Below are 20,252 nucleotides of genomic sequence, written 5' to 3' on the forward strand. Positions count from 1 at the left end.
CGCGACCGGCAAAAATGTCAAAATAGAGTCTTTCCTCGCACCCGTCAGGGGCCGCGAGGCGCCGTTCACATCTTCTGCGCCAGTCAAGAGTTCATCATGAGCGATATCAAGAAAGTCGTGCTTGCCTATTCGGGCGGCCTCGATACCTCCGTCATCCTGAAGTGGTTGCAGGACAATTACGATGCGGAAGTGGTGACCTTCACCGCCGACATCGGCCAGGGCGAGGAACTGGAACCGGCCCGTAAAAAGGCCATCCAGCTGGGCATCAAGCCGGAAAACATCTACATCGACGACCTGCGCGAGGAGTTCGTGCGCGACTTCGTGTTTCCGATGTTCCGCGCGAACGCGATCTATGAAGGCGAATACCTGCTGGGCACGTCGATCGCCCGGCCGCTGATCGCCAAGCGCCAGATCGAGATCGCCCGCCAGACCGGCGCGCAGGCGGTATCGCACGGTGCGACCGGCAAGGGCAACGATCAGGTCCGTTTCGAACTCGGCTACTATGGCCTCGAACCGGGCATCAAGGTGATCGCGCCATGGCGCGAGTGGGACCTGCTGTCGCGCGAGAAGCTGCTCACCTATGCGGAACAGGCCGGCATTCCCATCGAGATGAAGCACAAGCAGGGCGGCGCCCCGTATTCGATGGACGCGAACCTGCTGCACATTTCGTTCGAGGGCCGTCACCTCGAGGACCCGAAGGCGGAAGCCGAAGCCGACATGTGGCGCTGGACGGTCGCGCCGGAAGACGCGCCGGACACGCCCGAGTATCTCGACATCGAGTACGCGCACGGCGATCCGATCGCGGTGAACGGCAAGGCCCTGTCGCCGGCGGAATTGCTGACGGAATTGAACCGCGTCGGCGGCAAGCACGGCATCGGCCGTCTCGACCTCGTCGAGAACCGCTATGTCGGCATGAAGTCGCGCGGCTGCTATGAAACGCCCGGCGGCACGATCCTGCTGAAGGCGCACCGCGGCATCGAGTCGATCACGCTCGACCGCGAGGTCGCGCATCTGAAGGACGACCTGCTCGCGCGCTACGCGGCGCTGATCTATAACGGCTACTGGTGGAGCCCGGAGCGTCTGGCGCTGCAGGTCCTGATCGACCATACGCAGGCGCGCGTGAACGGCTGGGTCCGCGTCAAGCTGTACAAGGGCAGCGTGTCGGTGGTGGCGCGCGATTCGAAGGACACCCTGTTCGACAAGAACATCGCGACCTTCGACGACGACGGCGGCGCCTACGACCAGGCCGACGCGGGCGGCTTCATCAAGCTCAACGCGTTGCGCATGCGCATCGCCGAGAACGCGCGGCGCCAGCGCGGCGGCTGATACACCGCCGGTACGAGGCACCGCGCCGCGCCGCGATGTCCCGCTGGCGCCTCCCGCCGGGGGGCGCCAGGAATCCTTCAGACGATCGACGGTTCCATTTCCAGCGTCACCCCGAAACGGCGCTCGACGTCCCGCGCGATCGCCTGCGCGAGTGCGAGCACATCGGCACCGCGCGCCGTGCCCGGGTTGACGAGGACCAGCGCCTGGCGCGCGTGCACCGCCGCCGCGCCCAGCGCGCGCCCTTTCCAGCCGCATCGATCGATCATCCAGCCCGCCGCCAGCTTGAACGCGCCATCCGCCTGGGGATAGGCGACGAGGTCGGGCTCCCGTTCCCGCAGCAGGGCATGATGCGCGGCCGTCACCACCGGGTTCTTGAAGAAGCTGCCGGCGTTGCCGGTCAGTGCCGGATCGGGCAGCTTGTCGCGGCGCACCCGCACCACCGCGTCGAAGATCGCGCGCGGCGTGGGCGGCTGGCGGGGAGCCGCCGTGCCGGCGCCGGCATGGGTGCCGTCCCTGGCGAGCTGGCGGGCGATATCGGCATAGGTATCGCGCGCGCGCCATGGGCGCGGCAGCGCGAACGTGACGGCGGTGATGATGTAGCGGTCCCGCCCTTCACGCTTGAACACGCTGTCGCGATAGCCGAAGCCGCAACGCGCGGCGTCGAAATCCTGGAAGGTACCCGTCTCGGTGTCGTAGGCCCGCAGCGCATGAAAGCGGTCGGCCAGTTCCAGCCCGTAGGCGCCGATGTTCTGCACCGGCGAGGCACCGACGGTGCCGGGGATCAGCGCGAGATTCTCCAGGCCGGGAAAGCCCTGGTCGAGCGTCCAGGCGACGAAATCGTGCCAGTTCTCCCCCGCCCCTGCCTCGATCAGCACCCGGTGCGCCTCCCGCGCGACGACGCGGCGCCCGGCAATGCCCATGCGCAGGATCAGACCGTCGAAATCGCCCGTGAACACGATGTTGCTGCCACCGCCGAGCACGAAACGGCGCAGGCCCCGCACCCGGGGGTCCGCCAGCAGGACCGGCAGTGACGCCGCGTCGCGCACGACCACCCCCAGGCGCGCCCGAACGTCGAAACCGAAGGTATTGTGCGCGCGCAGCGCCAGATTCGCGGTGAACGGCGCGGCGTCGCCCGAACCCGGAAACGCGCCGCACGAGGGCGACGAAGAGGACGCGACGGCAGGAATTTCGGACATGGGGCGGGTTCGGCGAGTGCCGACGCTAGGGCAACGGCCGTGGCGACGGTAAAATGACGGAGTCCGTGATTATAACGAGCCGACGGCCCCGATGGCCGCGCGGCGCTTGAAGAGGAAAAACCATGCCAACGTTCGACGTCGTATGTGAAGCGAACATGATCGAAGTAAAGAACGCGGTCGAGCAGTCCAACAAGGAAATCGCGACGCGCTTCGATTTCAAGGGGTCGGATTCCCGCCTCGAACACAAGGAACAGGAACTGACGGCCCACGCGGACGACGACTTCAAGCTCGGTCAGGTGAAGGACGTGATGCTGTCGAAAATGGCCAAGCGCAATGTCGACGTGCGTTTCCTCGAATACGGCAAGGTCGAGAAGATGGGCGGCGACCGTGTCAAGCAGGTGATCACGATCAAGAAAGGCGTGGCGGGCGATCTCGCCAAGAAGATCGTCAAGACGATCAAGGACAGCAAGATCAAGGTTCAGGCCAGCATCCAGGGCGACGCGGTGCGGGTCTCCGGCACCAAACGCGACGATCTGCAAGCGACGATCGCCCTGCTGCGCAAGGAAATCGTCGACACGCCGCTGGATTTCAACAACTTCCGCGATTGAGGACGATTGGGGCGATCGAAGCCGGATCCCGGTCAGGACCGGGTGGGTGTCTTCTTCGCGCCCAGGCGGCTTTCGCGGCCCGCGATCAGGTTGCCGATGTTTTTCTTGTGGCGCCAGATCAGCAGCAGGCTCATGCCGGTGACGGCGAGCGCGATGCGCTCCGGGCCGAACAGCAGCACCGCGAAGACCGGCGCGCAGACGGCGGCGGCCAGCGCGGCCAGCGAGGAATAGCGGAAGACGAAGGCGACCAGCAGCCAGGTCGCCAGCGTCGCCAGCCCGAGCCAGGGGGCGAAGGCGAGCAGCACACCGGCGGCGGTCGCCACGCCCTTGCCGCCCTGGAAGCGGAAAAACACCGGCCAGAGATGGCCGACGAACACCGCGAACCCCGCCAGCGCGACATCGGTGGCGTCGAGCCCGTAGCGCGACGCCAGTACCTTGACCAGCCACACGGCGAACCAGCCCTTGAAGGCATCGCCCAGCAGCGTCAGGACCGCCGCCTGCTTGTTGCCGCTGCGCAATACATTGGTCGCGCCCGGGTTGCCGGAACCGTAGCTGCGCGGGTCCGACAGACCCATCGCCGCGCTGACCACCACCGCGAACGAAATCGAGCCGATCAGGTAAGACAGCACAACGACAAGCAGGTGGGTCATCGGGAAGATCCTCTTTTCGTGGAAATCGTCGCGGCCGCGTGCCGACGCCGGCCGGATTGTACTCTAGCCTTCCATCGCGCACTCGACCGGTTTCGCGCCGAGCACGTCCACCAGCACGCGCGGCGCCAGACTGACCAGGAAACCCCGGCGTCCGCCGTTGATATGGATGCGCGCAAGCGCCAGAATGCCGGACTCGACATAGACCGGCATCGCCTTGCGCAGTCCGAACGGCGAGGTACCGCCCACGAGGTAGCCCGAGTGCCGCGTGGCCACCTCGGGCTTGCACGGCGCGATGCGTTTCGCGCCCACCTGCCGCGCCAGGTTCTTGGTCGAGACCTTGCGGTCGCCATGCATGAGGACGATCAACGGCTGGCCCTCCTCGTCTTCCATCACCAGCGTCTTGACGACCGCGTGCTCGTCGGCGCCCAGTTGCCGCGCCGACTCAGCGGTGCCGCCGTGTTCGACGTAGTCGTACGGGTGTCCTTCGAAAGCCACCGCGTGCCGCCGCAGGAATTGCGTGGCGGGCGTCTCGGAAACATGCGTTTTTTTCATGGATGCCCCCCTCTTCCCCTAGCCGCGCGGATGGTGCTGCGCGTGCAGCGTCTTCAGACGTTCCCGCGCGACATGGGTATAGATCTGGGTGGTCGAGATGTCGGCATGGCCGAGCAGCAACTGCACCGCGCGCAGGTCCGCGCCGTGATCCAGCAGGTGCGTCGCGAACGCATGCCGCAGGGTATGCGGCGACAAGGGGACGTGCACCCCGGCAAGCAGCGCGTAACGCTTGATCAGATACCAGAAAGCCTGCCGCGTCATGCCTTCGCCGCGTCCGGTGACGAACAGCGCGTCGCTGCCGCGGCCGGCCATCAGGACGCCGCGCGCGTCGGCGAGATACCGGGCAATCCAGCGGTGCGCCTCTTCGCCGAACGGCACCAGCCTTTCCTTCGAGCCCTTGCCGAACACCCGCACCACGCCCTCGTTCAGGCCGACTTCCACCGTCTTGAGCGACACCAGTTCGGACACGCGCAGGCCGCTCGCGTACATCAGCTCCAGCATCGTGCGGTCGCGCAGTCCGAGCGGCGTGGCCAGATCCGGCGCGCCCAGCAGGGCCTCGACCTGCGTTTCGGACAGCGTCGACGGAAAACGCGCCGGCTGCTTGGCCGCGCGCAGCCGCAGCGTCGGATCGCTGGCGACATGGCGCTCGCGCAACGCCCAGCCGTAAAACCGCCGGAACGCGGCCAGCCGGCGGTTCGCCGAGGTCGCCCGGCCCTGGCCGCGCGCGGCCATATACGCGGTCATATGCGGTTCGCCCAGGACATCGAGCGCGAGCCGGTCACGCGCGGCCAGCCATTCGGCGAACAGCCGCAGATCGCGCCGGTAGGCATCGAGCGTATTGCGCGCCAGCCCGTGTTCGAGCCACAGCGCGTCGCAAAACGCGTCGATCAGCGAGGTACTGCGCGCGAGCGCCGCCGGATCGACGGCATCGAGCGAATCGGCGAAGTCGACGCCGCCGGGCGCGTGGGCCGCCTGCTCCCTGTCATTCATCGGTCATGCCTGTCTTCGCGTTCGGGTCGTCGGGGTACGGCGATCGGGCCGGACGGACCGATCCTGTCAGGCCGTATTCTATCGAATTGGTTCGGCGGCCAACAGCGCCCATTCGACATGTTCGCGCACCGTCGCGCACGGGTGCGCGGCCCGGCCATGCAGCGCCGCGACGATCGCCTGCCGTTGCGCGGCATCGGGCGCGGCGGGTGGCGGCGCGCGCAGTGCATTGCCCAATCCCACCGCGAGATTGCGCAGCCATTGCGCATGGCCGATGCGGCGGATCGCGCTGCCTTCCAGGCGGCGATCGAAATCGGCCTCGCTCCAGCCGAACAGATCGAGCAGCGATGCCCGGTCCAGGCCGTTGCGCGTATCGAAATCCGCGACCGGCGCGGCCTGGGCGAACTTGTTCCACGGGCAGACGGTCTGGCAATCGTCGCAGCCGTAGACGCGATTGCCGATGGCCGCGCGCAGCGGCTCCGGAATGCTGCCCTTGTGCTCGATCGTCAGATAGGAAATGCAGCGCCGGGCGTCCAGCCGGTAGGGCGCGACGATCGCCCCGGTGGGGCAGGCGTCGATGCAGCGGCGGCACGCGCCGCAATGGGCGCCATCGGCCGGCGGCAGGGGGGCGGCGGCGGTGGCCATGTCGGTGGGCAACGGCAGATCCACGTACATCTCGCCGATGAAAAAGAACGAGCCGGCATCGCGCGCCAGCAGCAAGGTGTGCTTGCCGCGCCAGCCGACGCCCGCGCGGCGCGCGAGCTCGACCTCCATCACCGGCGCCGAGTCCGTGAACACGCGATGGCCGAAGGGACCGATCGCGGCGGCGATGCGGTCCGCCAGGCGTTGCAGGCGCTGCCGTAACACTTTGTGATAATCGCGTCCCCGGGCGTAGACGGAGACCACGGCGGCGCTCGGGTCGGCAAGGCGCGCGCGCTCGCCGGCCCGCCAATCGGGCGTCGGCGCCGTATCCGCGTGGCCTGCCGCCAACACCGCCCCCGGCAGATACGGCAACCGCACGCTGATGACCCGCAGCGTTCCCGGCACCAGCTCCGCTGGACGGGCGCGCCGCAGGCCGTGTTTTTCCATATAATCCATGTCGCCGTGGTAACCTGCGTCGAGCCAGGCCTGCAACCCTTCCTCGGCGCCGGACAGGTCGATATCGCCGATGCCGACGGCGTCGAAGCCCAGTTCGCGACCCCAGGTCTTGATGCGCGTCGCCAGCTCCGCCAGCGCCGGCACCGACAACGCCGCCACGGAACGACCGACGTTCGGCGGTTCCATGGCGCAGGCCGGCGCCGGCGCAGCGCCCCCGGTTCCGTCGTCGCCCGGCTTTCGAAGCAATGAGTTCATCGCCGTCATTTTACGCAATGCCCGCCTCCCCGCTTGACGAATACCGCTACGACCTGCCCGACGCCGCGGCTACCGATGCGCTCGCGGCCCGGTTCGCGCGCGCGGTTGCCGCGCGCCGCGACGCGGCGCCTTCGCCCGCGGGCGACCCGCGGCGCGGCGGTCTGCGGGTGCACCTGAGCGGCGACCTGGGTGCCGGCAAGACCGCCTTCGTGCGCGCGACGCTGCGCGCGCTGGGCCATGCGGGCCGGGTACGCAGCCCCACCTACACGCTGGTCGAGCCGTACGCCCTGCCCCTCGCACACGGCACGCTGCACGTGCACCATTTCGACCTGTACCGTTTTTCGGACCCGGCCGAATGGCACGAGGCGGGTTTCGACGAATATATCGACCGCGACGCGCTGCATCTGATCGAGTGGCCGGAGCGCGCCGACGGCGTGCTCGGCACGCCCGATGTTCTGCTCACCCTCGAGATCGTCGGCGAGGCGCGCGTGCTGCATGCGCAAGCCTTCACCGACGCCGGGAGGACCTGTCTCCATGCTGTTGCCTGCTAATATCGCTCCACCATGCTGATCAAGCCGTTTCGTTCCATCGAATCCGCCGCGTCGGCCCCCCACAGCTGGGGACGCCGCAAGATGCTGTACGCGGGCGCATCCACCTTCGCGCTCGCGCTCGCGCCGGGCCTCGCCCGCGCCGCCTCGGTGATGGCGGTGCGGGTCTGGCCGGCCGAGGACTACACCCGGGTGACGATCGAGTCCGACCAGGAATTGAAATTCCAGCAGCAGTTGCTGGCGAATCCCGACCGTCTGGTCGTCGACCTCGAGGGCATCGACCTCGACAAACCCCTGCGCGATCTGGTCGCGAAGATCGCGCCGAACGATCCGCAGATCGAAAAGGTGCGCGTCGGCCAGTTCCAGCCGCATGTGGTGCGCCTCGTCTTCGATCTGAAGATGGCGGTCAAGCCGCAATCCTTCACGCTTCCGCCGGTCAGCAATTACCGGCACCGAATGGTGCTGGACCTGTACCCGTCCGTCGCGCCCGACCCCCTGCTCGCGCTGCTGCAGAAAAGCCAGGGCAAGGAGCAGGCGCTGGCGCAGCAATCCACGCCGCCGCAGACCACGCTGTCCGGGCCGCAGGCATCGGGCGACGATCCCGAGACGTTCTTCCAGCGTTATGCACAGGCACAAAACGGCACGCCGCGCGCCCCGGTGGCTCCCGCGATGCCGGCCCCGCCGGTGCTCGCGCAGGCGAAGCCGATCCTGCCGCCGGGCGCCGTCGCCGCGCCGTCGCGGCGGCTGTCGCCGCAACTGGCGCTCGACGACTACGGCTTCAAGGGGCCGGGCAAGGCCGGGCCGAAGACGCTGCGCCTTCTGACCATCGCCATCGATCCGGGTCATGGCGGGGAAGACCCGGGCGCCACCGGCATGACCGGCATGCACGAGAAGCATGTCGTGCTCGATATCGGCAGCAAGCTGCGCGAGAAGATCGACGCCGAGCCGAACATGCGCGCGATGATGACGCGCGACGACGACTTTTTCGTGCCGCTCAATGTGCGCGTGCAGAAAGCGCGCCGCGTCGGGGCGGACCTGTTCGTCTCGATCCACGCCGATGCCTTCACGACGCCGCAGGCGCGCGGCTCCTCGGTCTTTGCGCTGTCCGACCGCGGCGCGAGCAGCGCCGCCGCACGCTGGATGGCGAACAAGGAGAATTCGTCCGATACCATCGGCGGCGTACCCGCCGGCATCCAGGACGTAGCCCTGACGCGCGCGCTGCTGGACATGTCCACCACCGCGCAGATCCGCGACAGCATGAAGTACGGCAGCTTCGTGCTGAACGAAATCGGCGGCATCAACAAGCTGCACAAGGGATCGGTCGAACAGGCGGGGTTCGCGGTGTTGAAGGCGCCCGACATCCCGTCGGTGCTTGTGGAAACCGCCTTCATCAGCAACCCGGAGGAAGAGGCGAAGCTGAAGAACGAGGATTACCGCGATCAGATGGCGAACGCCATCCTGCGCGGTATCAAGAAGTACCTGGCCGCGCATCCGCCGCTGGCGAAAAACACGGTGGTGTGACGTTTCGCGCCCGAGGCCCCGCGCCTGAAGGACGTCCCGGGCGTACCCCGGCGCCGGCGCTCAGTTCGGGCGCACGCCGCCGCGCGGTTTCCTGAACAGCTTCCAGATCGCGCCGGCCGCGAGCGGCACGACCGCCGCGAACACGCCGACCAGGACGATCACGTTCAGGTACTGGCGCACGAACGGCAGATTGCCGAAGAAATAGCCGGCGATCACCAGCGCACCTACCCACAGCACCGCACCCAGCACGTTGAACGCCTGGAAACGCACCATGCTCATGCCGGACACCCCGGCGATGAACGGCGCGAACGTGCGCACGACCGGCGCGAAACGGGCGAGCACGAGCGTCTTGCCGCCATGGCGTTCGTAGAAACCGTGCGTCTTGCGCAACGCGTCGCGGTCGAGGAAACGCCAGTTCGAATCGAATACCTTCGGCCCGATGAAGGACCCGATCAGGTAGTTCAACGTGTTGCCGAGCACGGCCGCCAGCAACAGCAGCACGAACAGCATGCCGAGGGACATCGCGCCGCTCGCCGCGAACGCGCCGGCGATGAACAGCAGCGAGTCCCCGGGCAGGAACGGCAACACCACCAGACCGGTTTCGCAGAAAACGATCAGGAAGAGAATGGCGTAGACCCAGCCGCCGTAATGCTGAATGAAAATGCCGAGAAACTTGTCGATATGGATCAGCATCCCGACAAACTGCAAAAACGTGTCCAAAGCGCGGCCTATTTCGGTGAGGTCGGTGGGGAAAAAGCGGTGCCCAATCATACCGGAAAGCGTCCCGCGGACTGAAGTTTCACCGGCGCATCGACGGATGCCGTTCGTTATAATCGGTGAATGTCCGACCGATCCCCCCCTCCTTCGCCCGACGCGTCCGCCGTCGATCCCCTGACGCCCCTGCCTCCGCCGGACGCATCCGACGTCGGTGTCGGTGTCGGTGCCGGTGCCGGCCCCGCCGCCGGCGCGACCCCTGGAGCCGACGCGGCCGCTGGCGCTGGCGCCGCCGCTGAAGCCGGCGCGGCCCTCGAACCCGGTGCCGCCCCCGCATCCGGCGGCACGCCGCGCGTCATGCCCGCGCCGCGCGCGATCCAGGCCCTGCCGGACCAGCTGGTCAGCCAGATCGCCGCGGGCGAGGTGGTGGAGCGCCCGGCGTCGGTGGTCAAGGAACTGGTCGAGAATGCGCTCGACGCCGGCGCGCGCACGCTGCGGGTCGTGCTCGAGGGCGGCGGCGTCAAGCGCATCAGCATCACCGACGACGGCAGCGGCATCCCGGCCGGGGAACTGCCGCTCGCGCTGTTGCGGCACGCGACGAGCAAGATCCGCTCGCTGCACGAACTCGAAGCGGTGGCCACGCTCGGCTTTCGCGGCGAAGCGCTGGCCTCGATCGCCTCGGTCGCGCAGATGTCGGTGACGAGCCGCACCGCGGAGAGCGCGCACGCTACCCGGATCGATGCCGACACCGGCGCGCTGACCCCTGCGGCCGGCGCGGTCGGCACGACCATCGAGGTGCGTGAGCTGTATTTCAACACCCCGGCGCGGCGCAAGTTCCTGAAGAGCGAGCAGACCGAATTCGGCCATTGCCTGGAAGTCGTGCGGCGCGCGGCGCTGTCGTTTCCGGCGGTGGCGATCTCGGTCCTGCACAACGGCCGCGCGGTCGAGCACTGGAACCTGGCCGAACCGATGCAGCGCATCGCCAAGGTCATGGGCGAGGGTTTCGCGCATGCCTATCTGCCGGTCGACGAGACCGCCGGGCCCATCGCGGTGGTCGGCTGCGCGGGGCTGCCGACCACCAGCAGGGGGCGCGCGGACCAGCAATACTTCTTCGTCAACGGCCGCTTCGTGCGTGACCGCCTGCTCGGACACGCGGTGCGCGCCGCCTACCAGGACGTGCTGCACGGCGACCGTTTCCCGGCCTATGTGCTGTTCCTCGACCTGCCGCCCGAGGCCGTCGACGTCAACGTCCATCCGTCGAAGATCGAAGTGCGGTTCCGCGACTCGCGCGCGATCCACCAGTTCGTGTTCCATGCGGTGCAACGGGCGCTGGCCCGGCACGCCGGCGAGTCCGCACAGACCGCCGACGCGGGCCACGCGGCCTCGCTCGCCGCCACGGCGGACGGCGCGGCGTCGGTGACGTCGTTTGGCGGAGCGCCCTTTGGCGGTGCGCCCTTTGGCGGTGCGCCCTTTGGCGGCGCGCCCTCTGGCGGAGCGCCCTTTGGCGGCGCGCCCTCCGGCGGCGCGCCCTCCGGCGGTGCGCCCTCCGGCGGCACGTCCGGCTCTGGCGGAGGCGCTTTCACCGCATCGGGCACGCGTCCGGGCCAGGGGTCGAGCACCTGGTTGCCGCAACCGCGTTTCCAACCGTCGCTGCCGATCGGTCAGACGGGCGGATCGACCCTTTCGCATTACGACGCACTGTTCGGCCGCCGCGAGCCGGGCACGGCCCCGTCGGGCGCCCCGTCGTTCGGCGGCGAGCGCCGTGCCTCGCCGCTGTTCGCGGCCGAAGGCGATGCGCCGGTCTACGGCGGCGGCAATGACGGCAATGGCGTCAGCGCACCGGCGAACGGCCCTGCCGGTATGCCGGGCGTCGATGGCATCCCGCGCATGCCGTTCGGCCAGACCGGCGACGACGAGGACCATCCGCTGGGTTTCGCCCTGGGACAGGTGCACGGCGTCTACGTGCTGGCGCAGAACACGCGCGGCATGATCATCGTCGACATGCACGCGGCGCACGAACGCATTCTCTACGAACAGTTCAAGACCGCGCTGGCCGATCGTGCGATCGCGGTCCAGCCGCTGTTGATTCCCGTCTCGCTGCCGGCCGATCCGATCGAGATCGGCACGGTCGAGGAAAACCGCGCGACGCTCGATGTCCTGGGGTTCGACATCGCGCCGATCTCGCCGACGACGCTGGCGATCCGCGCCGTCCCGGCCCTGCTCAAGGATGCGGACCTGGTCTTGCTGGCGCGCTCGCTGATTGCGGATCTGCAGGCCTGGGGCGGTTCCCGGGTCTTGACCGAACACCAGCACGCGCTGCTCGGCACGCTCGCCTGCCACCACGCGGTGCGGGCGAACCGGCGGCTGACGCTCGACGAGATGAACGCGCTGCTCCGTCAGATGGAGGCGACCGAACGCGCCGACCAGTGCAATCACGGGCGCCCCACCTGGTACCAGTTGACGATCGGCGATCTCGACCGGCTCTTCATGCGCGGCCAATGAGGCGGACCTCATGACTGCGCATGCACCGGGCACCGACATCGTCTGCCTGCTGGGCCCGACCGCCTCGGGCAAGACCGCCGCCGCGCTGGAGGTGGCCCGCCGTCGTGCCGCGCGCGGTCAGACGGTGGAAATCATCAGCGTCGATTCGGCGCTCGTCTACCGGGGCATGGACATCGGCACCGCGAAACCGACGGCCGCCGAACGCGCGCTGGCGCCGCATCACCTGATCGACATTCGCGATCCGGCCGAGGCGTATTCGGCCGCCGAATTCCGCGCGGACACCTTGCGGCTGAGCGCCGAGATCCTCGCGCGCGGCGCGCTGCCGCTGCTGGTCGGCGGCACCATGCTCTACTACCGGGCGCTGACGCAGGGGCTCGCGGCGTTGCCGGGCGCGGATCCGGCGCTGCGCGCCACGCTCGACGCCGAGGCGCTGACACGCGGCTGGCCCGCGCTGCACGCGCGCCTGGCCGTGCACGATCCGCAGACCGCCGCCCGTCTTGCCCCGAACGACGCGCAGCGCATCCAGCGCGCGCTCGAAGTGTGGATGCTGAGTGGCGAGACGTTGTCGGCGCTGCTCGCGAAACCCGCGCCGGATACCGATACGGCCGGGGAGACGCATTTCGTACCCGTATCGCTGGAGCCCTCGGACCGGTCGGTGCTGCACCGGCGCATCGAGGCGCGCTTCGATGCGATGCTGGCGGGGGGACTCGTCGACGAGGTGGCGCGCCTGCGCGCGCGCGGCGATCTCACCGCGGCGCTGCCGGCGATGCGCTGCGTGGGGTACCGGCAGGTCTGGGACTATCTGGACGGGCCCGACGGCCCCGAGGCATGGCGAATCATGCGCGACAAGGGTGTCTTCGCGACCCGCCAGTTGTGCAAGCGCCAGTTGACCTGGCTGCGCAGCTTCACCGGGCGGCAGGTGGTGGATTGCAGCGCGCCCGACACCGTCGCACGGGCCGCGGACGCGATCGAGGCGCGCTGGGACGGCGCCCCTCACCCATCATTGCGACGTTAGACGACGACGGTCTGCGCCTCGCCCTCGGCGCGCGCGCGTACCTGGCCGATCTGCCAGACGGTCTCGCCCGCCGCCGCCAGCAGCGCGCTCGCCGCGGCCGCATCGCCGGCCGATACGACCATCACCAGGCCGATCCCGCAGTTGAAGACCCGGTGCATTTCCGCATCGGCGACGCCGCCATGCTGCTGCAGCCACTGGAACAACGGCGGCAGCGGCCAGGCGCGATGATCGAGTTCGGCGCTCAGGCCGTCGCCGAGGATACGCGGAATGTTCTCGACGAGACCGCCGCCGGTGATGTGGGCGATGCCCTTCACCGCGATCTTCTCGAGCAGCGCGAGCACCGGCTTCACGTAGATGCGGGTGGGCGCCATCAGCGCGTCGGCGAGCGACCGGCCGTCGAAATCCGCGTCGAGGTCGGGCGCGGCGCGCTCGATGATCTTGCGCACCAGCGAATAGCCGTTCGAATGGATGCCGCTGGAGGCGAGACCCAGCACCACGTCGCCGGAAGCGATGTCGCGCCCGTCGATGATCCGGCTTTTCTCGACCGCGCCGACCGCGAAACCCGCCAGGTCGTATTCGCCGTCCGGGTACATGCCGGGCATTTCCGCCGTTTCGCCGCCGATCAGCGCGCAGCCGGCGAGTTCGCAGCCGGTGGCGATGCCGCCGACGACACGCGCCGCGGTGTCCACGTCGAGCTTGCCGCAGGCGAAGTAATCGAGGAAGAACAGGGGTTCGGCGCCCTGCACCAGGATGTCGTTGACGCTCATCGCGACCAGATCCTGACCGACGGTGTCGTGGCGGTTCAGATCGAACGCCAGGCGCAGCTTCGTGCCCACGCCATCGGTTCCCGACACGAGCACGGGCTCCTTGTAACGCTTCGGTATCTCGAACAACGCGCCGAAACCGCCGATGCCGTTGAGCACGCCTTCGCGCATCGTGCGCTTGGCGAGCGGCTTGATCCGGTCGACGAGCGCGTCGCCGGCATCGATATCCACGCCGGCATCGCGGTAGGACAGTCCCGTGGGCGGCGCGGGCGGAGCGGACGGCGTCGGCTGCGCGTCGAGGGAGTCTTTCGGTTGGTTCATGACGGGGAAGCGGGAAGGTTCGGTAGAATGCGGATTTTAACCCATGCAGACGCCGGGCTGTCCGGTTCCCCTTACACAAATCGACGGTGTCACGCCAACTTCTCCTCGACCTGGGTACACCGCCTCCCGAGACCTTCGACAATTTCGTCGCGGGTCCGAACGCGGAACTGGTCGCGCGCCTGCATGGGCTGCGACGCACCCTGCTCGCGTCGCCCGACGACCTGCCCTCGCCCGACGACGACGGGCGGATGGCGCGCGCGCCGGCCGAACGCGTGTTCTACATCTGGGGCGACCCCGGCTCCGGACGCAGCCACCTGCTGCGCGCGCTCTGCCAGGCCGCGCCGGAGCAGCGGGCCCGGCTGCTGGTGCCGCAGAGCCCGCTGTCGAATTTCGCCTTCGATCCGCAGGTGGCGCTGTACGCGATCGACGACTGCGACCGGTTGCCCCCGGCACGCCAGATCGCCACCTTCAACCTGTTCAACGAGGTGCGCGCGGACCCGAAAGTCGTGTTCGTCGCCACCGGCGCCGCGCCGCCGATGGGCCTGACGATCCGCGACGACCTGCGTACCCGTCTTGGCTGGGGCCTGGTCTATCGCCTGGCGCCGCTCAGCGACGACGAGAAGAGCGCGGCGCTGTCGATCGCCGCGCGCGAGCGCGGCCTGGCGCTCGCCGCCGACGTGCCGCCCTATCTGCTCAATCACTTCGAGCGCGACATGCCGAGCCTGAAACGGCAACTCGACGCGCTCGAGCGGTTTTCGCTGGAACGCAAGCGTGCGATCACCCTGCCGCTGCTGCGTGCGATGCTCGCCGCGCGCGACCATGCCGCGCCCGCGCTGCCTGCCGCCACGGCGTCGTTTTCGCCGACAGCGGATGCCAGCGCCGCGGACGCCGCCGCGCCGGCGCCCGTCCCGCCCACCGCGCGCCCTACCTCGCCCGGCGCAACCCGCCGCCGTCACGCACGATCCGGTCGGGAAAGACCGGGCCGCATCAAGTAGAATTCCAATACATGACCAGACTCGCTCTCTTCGACCTCGACCATACCCTGATCCCCACCGACAGCGATCACGAGTGGGGACGTTTCATGATCAAGCTCGGCCTCGTCGACGCCGCGCAGTTCGCGCGCGACAACGAACGCTTCTACGCGGACTACCAGAACGGCTGCCTCGACATTCATGCCTATCTGCGCGTCGCGCTCGCGCCGTTGACGCGCCACGCGCGCGATACGCTCGACGACTGGCACCGGCAATTCATGGCCGAGGTGATCACGCCCGCGATCCGTCCCGAAGCGCTGGCGCTGGTGGCCGGGCATCAGGCGCGTGGTGACCTGTGCTGCGTGATCACGGCGACCAACGCCTTCGTCACCGGCCCGATCGCGCGCGCGCTCGGCATCGACAACCTGATCGCGATCGATCTCGCGACCGAGGGCGGCGCGCCGCGCGGACGTTTCACCGGCGAGATCGCGGGCGAGCCGAGTTTTCGGGAAGGCAAGATCACCCGCACGCAGCAGTGGCTCGCGACCCGGGGCAAGACGCTCGCGGATTTCGAGCAAAGCTTTTTCTATAGTGATTCGCGTAACGACATCCCCCTGCTCGAGAAAGTAAGCGATCCGGTGGCGACCAACCCTGACGACACGCTGCGCGCTCATGCGAAAGCACACGGCTGGCGCACTCTCGAACTTTTCCACTGACGTGATTACGAAACTTATCCGCAAACTCCTGGGCCGTTCCGACGAAACGTCCGACACGCCGGCCGACGCGCCCGCGGCCGATACCGCGGCACCCGCAAAGACCCCGGCGCGCCGGCGTCGCGCGGCGGCCCCGGCGACCACCGACGCGCCCACCGCCGAGGCCGCCGCCGACGCGAACACCGAGGCCGTACCGGCGAAACCGCGCAGCCCGGCGCGTCGCGCCAAGCCCCCGGCGGCAGTGGACGGCGTGCCCGCCGCCGCGCCCGCCGAGGAGAAAACCAGTGCCGCGCCGGCGAAACCGCGCAGCGCGACCCGACGCGCCAAGCCTGCGGCGGCGGAGGGCGCGCCTGCCGTCGAAGCGGCCGAGACGGATGTCGACGCCGCGCCGCCGGCGAAACCCCGTGCCACGGCCCGGGCGTCGGCAGGGGCGAAGGCTGCCGAAGCGGGCGCAGACGCCGCGGCCAGGCCCGCGAAACCGCGCCTCGCCACCCGTCGCCCCGCCAAGGCGGCCGCCACCGAGGCGGGAGTGGGCATCGCTGCCGTGTCCGATTCCATGCCGCCCGCGCCCGCGTCCACCTATCAGGGACGCGACCCGGTCGTGAAACGCCGCACCGCCCGGCCGGCCACGGCACGCGCCGCCGCCGCGCCGGCGGAATCCGTCGCGATGGAGACGCCGCCGGCGAGCGTGCCCGTCGCGCCCGCGAACGAGACCCGAGCCGTCGCGCGCGCGTCGGCCCCGGCGGACGCGAACGTGCCCGACGTGCCCGTCGTGATTCCGGCGGGCGTCCACGGCATCAATCCCGCGCTGATCTCGCGCAATGCGGTGCGGGTCACCCAGGGGCTGCAGGAAGCGGGGTTCCGGGCCTTCATCGTCGGCGGCGCGGTACGCGATCTGCTCCTCGGCGTCGCGCCGAAGGATTTCGACGTCGCCACCGACGCGACGCCCGATCAGGTACAGCGCCTGTTCCGCCGCGCGCGCATCATCGGCCGACGCTTTCAGATCGTCCACGTGCAGTTCGGTCAGGAAATCATCGAGGTGTCGACGTTCCGCGCGCTGGTCGATCCGGTCGCCGAGGCGGCCACCGCGGCGGCCAACGCGGTGCAGGCCGCCGTCGACGCGGATGGCGCCGAGCGCACGGCCACCCGTCTTGCCACGCAGGCGGCCGACATCGGCACCAACGCGACCGCCGCGGCCTATGTGAGCGCGCCGCTTGAGGCAGACCTGCTGGCGGCCGATCAGGACGACGACGCGACCGACGACGCAAACGAGACGCGGGGCAACGACGCACGGGCCGGCGAACGCCCGGGCGGCGGCACGCACCACCGGGGCGAGCGTGACCGGGGCGATCGGGGTCGCCGCCGCCGGCGCGAGGATCCGGACCGCCGCCTGCACGCGGTGGACGCGAGCGGCCGCGTGCTGCGCGACAACGTCTGGGGCGAGCAGCACGAGGACGCGCGCCGCCGCGATTTCACGATCAACGCGATGTATTACGACCCGGCATCGCAGACGGTGCTCGACTATCACCAGGGCATGGCGGACATGCGTGCCCGGCTGCTCCGCATGATCGGCGACCCGGCCACCCGTTACCGCGAGGACCCGGTACGCATGCTGCGGGTCGTGCGCTTCGCCGGCAAGCTCGATTTCGAGATCGAAGCCGCGACCCGGGAACCGATCGCGAGCCTCGCCGAATTGATCAACAACGTGCCTGCCGCGCGGGTCTTCGACGAGATCCTGAAGCTGCTGCTGTCGGGCAACGCGCTCGCCTGCCTGACCCGGCTGCGCGCCGAAGGCCTGCATCGCGACCTGCTGCCCCTGCTCGACGTGGCGCTGGAGCAGGCGCACAGCGAGAAATTCATCACCCTGTCGCTGACCAACACCGACGCACGCGTGCGCGCCGGCAAGACGGTGTCGCCCGGCTTCCTGTTCGCCGCGCTGCTCTGGCACCAGACGCAACAACGCTGGCAGCGCTATGTGGCCGAAGGCGAGTATCCGATCCCCGCGCTGCATCGGGCGATGGACGAGGTACTCGACGCGCAGACCGGCAAGCTGGCGATCCAGCGCCGTTTCGTATCGGACATGAAGGAGATCTGGGGCATGCAGCCGCGCCTGGAGAAGCGTGCGGGCCGCAGCGCGTTGAAGCTGCTGGAACACCCGCGCTTCAGAGCGGCGTATGATTTCCTTTTATTGCGCTGCGAATCCGGAGAAATGGATCCCACTCTGGGCGCGTGGTGGACGGACTTCATCGAGGGTGACCCCGGCGCGCGCGAGGTGCTGCTCAGCGGCGGACCGCGCGATGCGAAGGCGAAACCCCGCCGCCGCCGCCGCGGCGGCCGGGGCGGCGCCGGCGCGGCGGGTTCCGGCGAAAACGCCGGTGCGCCTTCCGCCGCCCCGCGCCCGGGCGCAGCTTTCGAAGACGATTGACGTTCGACGACCTTTGTAAAAGGCCTCAGCTATGACGGTAGCCTATCTCGGACTCGGCGCGAATTCCGGCGACGCGCGGCAGTGCCTGAAAGATGCGGTGGTCTCCCTGGCGCAACGGCCAGGCATCATCGTGCTCGCCAAATCGAGCCTGTACCGCACCGCCCCCATCGATGCCGATGGAGACGATTTCTACAATTGCGTGGTTGCGGTCGGCACGCTGCTGCCCGCGCGCCAGCTGCTCGACCTGTGCCTGGGCGTCGAGCACGAGTTCGGCCGCGAGCGCCCGTACCGCAACGCGCCACGCACGCTCGACATCGACATCCTGCTCTACGACGACGAGCGCATCGACGAAGCCGATCTGACGATTCCGCATCCGCGCCTGAGCGAACGCGCCTTCGCGCTGGTACCGCTGCTCGAACTCGATGCCGACGTGATGATTCCCGGCATGGGCCGCGCAAGCCGCTTCGTCGCGGCGGTCGCCCATCAGCGGATCGAGACGGTCGCGACCGGCTTCTGCCCCTTCCTGCGCGGCATGCCGCGCAATCGCGAGAATAACGCGTGCCCATGACCGCCCCCACGATGCCGGTCACGGCACCGGAAATGCCCGTCGCGACGGACGGCCGCCCCCGTTACCGGTACGTCGTAGTCGAAGGGCCGATCGGCATCGGCAAAAGCGCGCTGGCGAAGGTTCTCGCCGAACGCTGGGCGATGACGCCGGATTTCGAGCAGCCGAAGAGCAATCCCTTCCTGGAAGGTTTCTACCGCGACCCGGCGCGTCACGCGCTGGCGGTGCAGACCCACTTCCTGCTGGAGCGCAGCGCGCACGCGGCGGCGCTTGCCGCGGCGAACACCGAGCAGTCGGCGCCCATCGTCGGCGACTTCCTGCCGCAGAAAGACGTCATCTACGCGCGGCTCAACCTCGATGACGAGGAGTTCGCGCTGTATCAGCGCCTGGCCACGCGGCTGGCCGCGCCGATCCGCACCCCGGATCTCGTGATCTACCTGCAGGCCAGCCCGGAAACGCTGTTCGCGCGGCTGCAAAAACACACGAGCGGCATCGAGTTGCAGGTTTCCGACGCCTATCTGCGCGCCCTGTGCGAGGCCTACAACCATTTCTTCTATCACTACAGCGAAGCCCCGCTGTTGACAGTCAATACCGAAAATCTCGAGCCCGCCGAAAACGATGCCGACCTGGGTTTGCTGCTCGATCATCTGAACGCGATGCGTGGCCCGCGCGAGTTTTTCGTCAAAGGTTCGCTTTAGGATGACCTATCTGCAAGACCCCTCGCAGCGCCCCGTCACCGTGCCGCGGCTCCAGACGATGCGCGATGCGGGCGAGAAGATCGCCATGCTGACCTGCTACGACGCGAGTTTCGCGACCCTGCTCGAGCGGGCCGGTGTCGATGTCCTGCTGATCGGCGATTCCCTGGGCAACGTTCTCCAGGGACACGCCACCACGCTGCCGGTGAGCCTCGACGACATCGTCTATCACACTGCCTGCGTGGCGCGCGGCGCGCAGCGACCGCTGATCGTCGCCGATTTGCCCTTCGGTACCTACGGCACCCCGGAACAGGCCTTCGCATCGGCGGTGCGCCTGATGCGTGGCGGCGCGCACATGGTCAAGCTCGAAGGCGGTGCCTGGCTGGCCGATACCGTGCGTTTTCTGGTCGAACGCGCGGTGCCGGTGTGCGCGCACATCGGACTGACGCCGCAATCGGTGCACGCATTCGGCGGTTTCAAGGTACAGGGGCGCACGCTGCTGGCCGCCGACGCGCTGAAGGCCGACGCCGAGGCGCTGCAGGACGCCGGCGCGCAGTTGCTGGTGATCGAGGCGGTACCGGCGACGCTCGCCGCGGAGCTGACCGATCTGCTCGCGATCCCCACGATCGGCATCGGCGCCGGCCCCGAGTGCTCGGGACAGGTGCTGGTGCTGCACGATCTACTGGGGGTATTCCCCGGCAAGCGGCCGCGTTTCGTGAAGGATTTCGTCTCGGGCGAGGTGTCGATCGGCGCGGGCATCGAGGCGTATGTGCGCGCGGTCAAGGAAGGCACGTTCCCGGATCAGGAACACGTGTTCTGAAACCGG

The 20,252-nt window shown here is 68.8% G+C and carries 18 protein-coding genes and 2 pseudogenes; 13 read left to right on the forward strand and 7 right to left on the reverse strand.

The genetic code is table 11. The features are described from left to right. Positions 1–96: 96 nt before the first annotated feature. A complete protein-coding gene (locus OVY01_RS16665; protein WP_267848694.1) occupies positions 97–1,326 on the forward strand; it encodes an argininosuccinate synthase in 1,230 nt (409 codons plus the stop codon). A gap of 77 nt (positions 1,327–1,403) precedes the next feature. Here OVY01_RS16665 and murB read toward each other — a convergent pair whose 3' ends face one another. Next, positions 1,404–2,522 carry a UDP-N-acetylmuramate dehydrogenase gene (murB, locus tag OVY01_RS16670; protein WP_267848695.1) on the reverse strand — a complete coding sequence of 373 codons (1,119 nt, stop codon included), beginning with the start codon at positions 2,520–2,522 and terminating at the stop codon, positions 1,404–1,406. A 122-nt stretch (positions 2,523–2,644) separates the two neighbouring features. Between murB and OVY01_RS16675 the strand changes: the two genes are divergently transcribed. Beyond that, the gene (locus tag OVY01_RS16675; RefSeq protein ID WP_267848696.1) at positions 2,645–3,130 is read left to right on the forward strand and encodes a YajQ family cyclic di-GMP-binding protein; all 486 of its coding nucleotides are present in this window, start codon (positions 2,645–2,647) and stop codon (positions 3,128–3,130) included. A 32-nt stretch (positions 3,131–3,162) separates the two neighbouring features. Here OVY01_RS16675 and plsY read toward each other — a convergent pair whose 3' ends face one another. From plsY to queG, 4 genes are all read right to left on the reverse strand, one after another. Beyond that, positions 3,163–3,780: a glycerol-3-phosphate 1-O-acyltransferase PlsY gene (gene plsY / locus OVY01_RS16680; protein ID WP_267848697.1), complete on the reverse strand. Its 618-nt coding sequence runs from the start codon at positions 3,778–3,780 to the stop codon at positions 3,163–3,165. Between the two features lie 63 nt (positions 3,781–3,843). Further along, positions 3,844–4,332 (reverse strand): aminoacyl-tRNA deacylase, encoded by a 489-nt coding sequence (locus OVY01_RS16685; protein ID WP_267848698.1) that lies wholly within the window; start codon positions 4,330–4,332, stop codon positions 3,844–3,846. Between the two features lie 18 nt (positions 4,333–4,350). Beyond that, a complete protein-coding gene (gene xerD, locus OVY01_RS16690; RefSeq protein WP_267848699.1) occupies positions 4,351–5,322 on the reverse strand; it encodes a site-specific tyrosine recombinase XerD in 972 nt (323 codons plus the stop codon). Positions 5,323–5,400: 78 nt separating this feature from the next. Then, complete coding sequence (gene queG / locus OVY01_RS16695; protein WP_349293533.1) at positions 5,401–6,603, reverse strand: tRNA epoxyqueuosine(34) reductase QueG; 1,203 nt, start codon at positions 6,601–6,603, stop codon at positions 5,401–5,403. Between the two features lie 86 nt (positions 6,604–6,689). Between queG and tsaE the strand changes: the two genes are divergently transcribed. Together tsaE and OVY01_RS16705 are read left to right on the forward strand one after the other, a co-directional pair. Beyond that, on the forward strand, positions 6,690–7,223 hold the full coding sequence (gene tsaE / locus OVY01_RS16700) for a tRNA (adenosine(37)-N6)-threonylcarbamoyltransferase complex ATPase subunit type 1 TsaE (RefSeq protein ID WP_267848700.1): 534 nt from the start codon (positions 6,690–6,692) through the stop codon (positions 7,221–7,223). Positions 7,224–7,235: 12 nt separating this feature from the next. Further along, positions 7,236–8,741, forward strand: a complete 1,506-nt coding sequence (locus OVY01_RS16705; RefSeq protein WP_267848701.1) for an N-acetylmuramoyl-L-alanine amidase — start codon at positions 7,236–7,238, stop codon at positions 8,739–8,741. A gap of 60 nt (positions 8,742–8,801) precedes the next feature. On the opposite strand, the gene OVY01_RS16710 is transcribed toward OVY01_RS16705, so the two are convergent. Continuing rightward, the gene (locus OVY01_RS16710; protein WP_267848702.1) at positions 8,802–9,461 is read right to left on the reverse strand and encodes a VTT domain-containing protein; all 660 of its coding nucleotides are present in this window, start codon (positions 9,459–9,461) and stop codon (positions 8,802–8,804) included. A gap of 351 nt (positions 9,462–9,812) precedes the next feature. On the opposite strand from OVY01_RS16710, the gene mutL reads away from it, so the two are divergent. Both mutL and miaA read left to right on the forward strand, forming a co-directional pair. After that, on the forward strand, positions 9,813–11,957 hold the full coding sequence (gene mutL, locus OVY01_RS16715; RefSeq protein WP_267848872.1) for a DNA mismatch repair endonuclease MutL: 2,145 nt from the start codon (positions 9,813–9,815) through the stop codon (positions 11,955–11,957). Positions 11,958–11,967: 10 nt separating this feature from the next. Beyond that, positions 11,968–12,972: a tRNA (adenosine(37)-N6)-dimethylallyltransferase MiaA gene (gene miaA / locus OVY01_RS16720; RefSeq protein ID WP_267848703.1), complete on the forward strand. Its 1,005-nt coding sequence runs from the start codon at positions 11,968–11,970 to the stop codon at positions 12,970–12,972. On the opposite strand, the gene purM is transcribed toward miaA, so the two are convergent. Next, positions 12,969–14,057: a phosphoribosylformylglycinamidine cyclo-ligase gene (purM, locus tag OVY01_RS16725; RefSeq protein ID WP_267848704.1), complete on the reverse strand. Its 1,089-nt coding sequence runs from the start codon at positions 14,055–14,057 to the stop codon at positions 12,969–12,971. The genes miaA and purM overlap by 4 nt on opposite strands. Before the next feature lie 86 nt (positions 14,058–14,143). Between purM and hda the strand changes: the two genes are divergently transcribed. From hda to panB, 7 genes and pseudogenes are all read left to right on the forward strand, one after another. Next, positions 14,144–15,052 carry a DnaA regulatory inactivator Hda gene (gene hda / locus OVY01_RS16730; RefSeq protein WP_267848705.1) on the forward strand — a complete coding sequence of 303 codons (909 nt, stop codon included), beginning with the start codon at positions 14,144–14,146 and terminating at the stop codon, positions 15,050–15,052. 11 nt (positions 15,053–15,063) lie between these two features. Next, a complete protein-coding gene (locus OVY01_RS16735) occupies positions 15,064–15,744 on the forward strand; it encodes a histidinol-phosphatase (RefSeq protein WP_267848706.1) in 681 nt (226 codons plus the stop codon). 664 nt (positions 15,745–16,408) lie between these two features. Next, positions 16,409–16,831, forward strand: a pseudogene (locus OVY01_RS23175) (polynucleotide adenylyltransferase PcnB); the annotation flags it as partial. A gap of 264 nt (positions 16,832–17,095) precedes the next feature. Beyond that, positions 17,096–18,166: pseudogene (gene pcnB / locus OVY01_RS23180) on the forward strand (polynucleotide adenylyltransferase PcnB); the annotation flags it as partial. 31 nt (positions 18,167–18,197) lie between these two features. Continuing rightward, a complete protein-coding gene (gene folK / locus OVY01_RS16745; protein WP_267848707.1) occupies positions 18,198–18,734 on the forward strand; it encodes a 2-amino-4-hydroxy-6-hydroxymethyldihydropteridine diphosphokinase in 537 nt (178 codons plus the stop codon). Continuing rightward, a complete protein-coding gene (locus OVY01_RS16750; RefSeq protein WP_267848708.1) occupies positions 18,731–19,429 on the forward strand; it encodes a deoxynucleoside kinase in 699 nt (232 codons plus the stop codon). The genes folK and OVY01_RS16750 overlap by 4 nt, the downstream gene beginning before the upstream one ends. Before the next feature lies 1 nt (position 19,430). Then, the gene (gene panB / locus OVY01_RS16755; protein ID WP_267848709.1) at positions 19,431–20,246 is read left to right on the forward strand and encodes a 3-methyl-2-oxobutanoate hydroxymethyltransferase; all 816 of its coding nucleotides are present in this window, start codon (positions 19,431–19,433) and stop codon (positions 20,244–20,246) included. The last annotated feature ends 6 nt before the right edge of the window (positions 20,247–20,252 follow it).

Origin of the sequence: Robbsia betulipollinis (assembly GCF_026624755.1) — a bacterium.
GTDB lineage: Bacteria > Pseudomonadota > Gammaproteobacteria > Burkholderiales > Burkholderiaceae > Robbsia > Robbsia betulipollinis.

What these genes read in the sequence shown, in the direction of transcription:
- tsaE (WP_267848700.1), top strand. Translation starts at nt 6,690, where the DNA reads ATGCCCGCCTCCCCGCTTGACGAATACCGCTACGACCTGCCCGACGCC.
- OVY01_RS16685 (WP_267848698.1), bottom strand. Translation starts at nt 4,332, where the DNA reads ATGAAAAAAACGCATGTTTCCGAGACGCCCGCCACGCAATTCCTGCGG.
- folK (WP_267848707.1), top strand. Translation starts at nt 18,198, where the DNA reads ATGACGGTAGCCTATCTCGGACTCGGCGCGAATTCCGGCGACGCGCGG.
- queG (WP_349293533.1), bottom strand. Translation starts at nt 6,603, where the DNA reads ATGGAACCGCCGAACGTCGGTCGTTCCGTGGCGGCGTTGTCGGTGCCG.
- OVY01_RS16735 (WP_267848706.1), top strand. Translation starts at nt 15,064, where the DNA reads ATGACCAGACTCGCTCTCTTCGACCTCGACCATACCCTGATCCCCACC.
- panB (WP_267848709.1), top strand. Translation starts at nt 19,431, where the DNA reads ATGACCTATCTGCAAGACCCCTCGCAGCGCCCCGTCACCGTGCCGCGG.
- OVY01_RS16750 (WP_267848708.1), top strand. Translation starts at nt 18,731, where the DNA reads ATGACCGCCCCCACGATGCCGGTCACGGCACCGGAAATGCCCGTCGCG.
- mutL (WP_267848872.1), top strand. Translation starts at nt 9,813, where the DNA reads ATGCCCGCGCCGCGCGCGATCCAGGCCCTGCCGGACCAGCTGGTCAGC.
- xerD (WP_267848699.1), bottom strand. Translation starts at nt 5,322, where the DNA reads ATGAATGACAGGGAGCAGGCGGCCCACGCGCCCGGCGGCGTCGACTTC.
- miaA (WP_267848703.1), top strand. Translation starts at nt 11,968, where the DNA reads ATGACTGCGCATGCACCGGGCACCGACATCGTCTGCCTGCTGGGCCCG.
- OVY01_RS16705 (WP_267848701.1), top strand. Translation starts at nt 7,236, where the DNA reads ATGCTGATCAAGCCGTTTCGTTCCATCGAATCCGCCGCGTCGGCCCCC.
- murB (WP_267848695.1), bottom strand. Translation starts at nt 2,522, where the DNA reads ATGTCCGAAATTCCTGCCGTCGCGTCCTCTTCGTCGCCCTCGTGCGGC.
- OVY01_RS16665 (WP_267848694.1), top strand. Translation starts at nt 97, where the DNA reads ATGAGCGATATCAAGAAAGTCGTGCTTGCCTATTCGGGCGGCCTCGAT.
- OVY01_RS16675 (WP_267848696.1), top strand. Translation starts at nt 2,645, where the DNA reads ATGCCAACGTTCGACGTCGTATGTGAAGCGAACATGATCGAAGTAAAG.
- purM (WP_267848704.1), bottom strand. Translation starts at nt 14,057, where the DNA reads ATGAACCAACCGAAAGACTCCCTCGACGCGCAGCCGACGCCGTCCGCT.
- plsY (WP_267848697.1), bottom strand. Translation starts at nt 3,780, where the DNA reads ATGACCCACCTGCTTGTCGTTGTGCTGTCTTACCTGATCGGCTCGATT.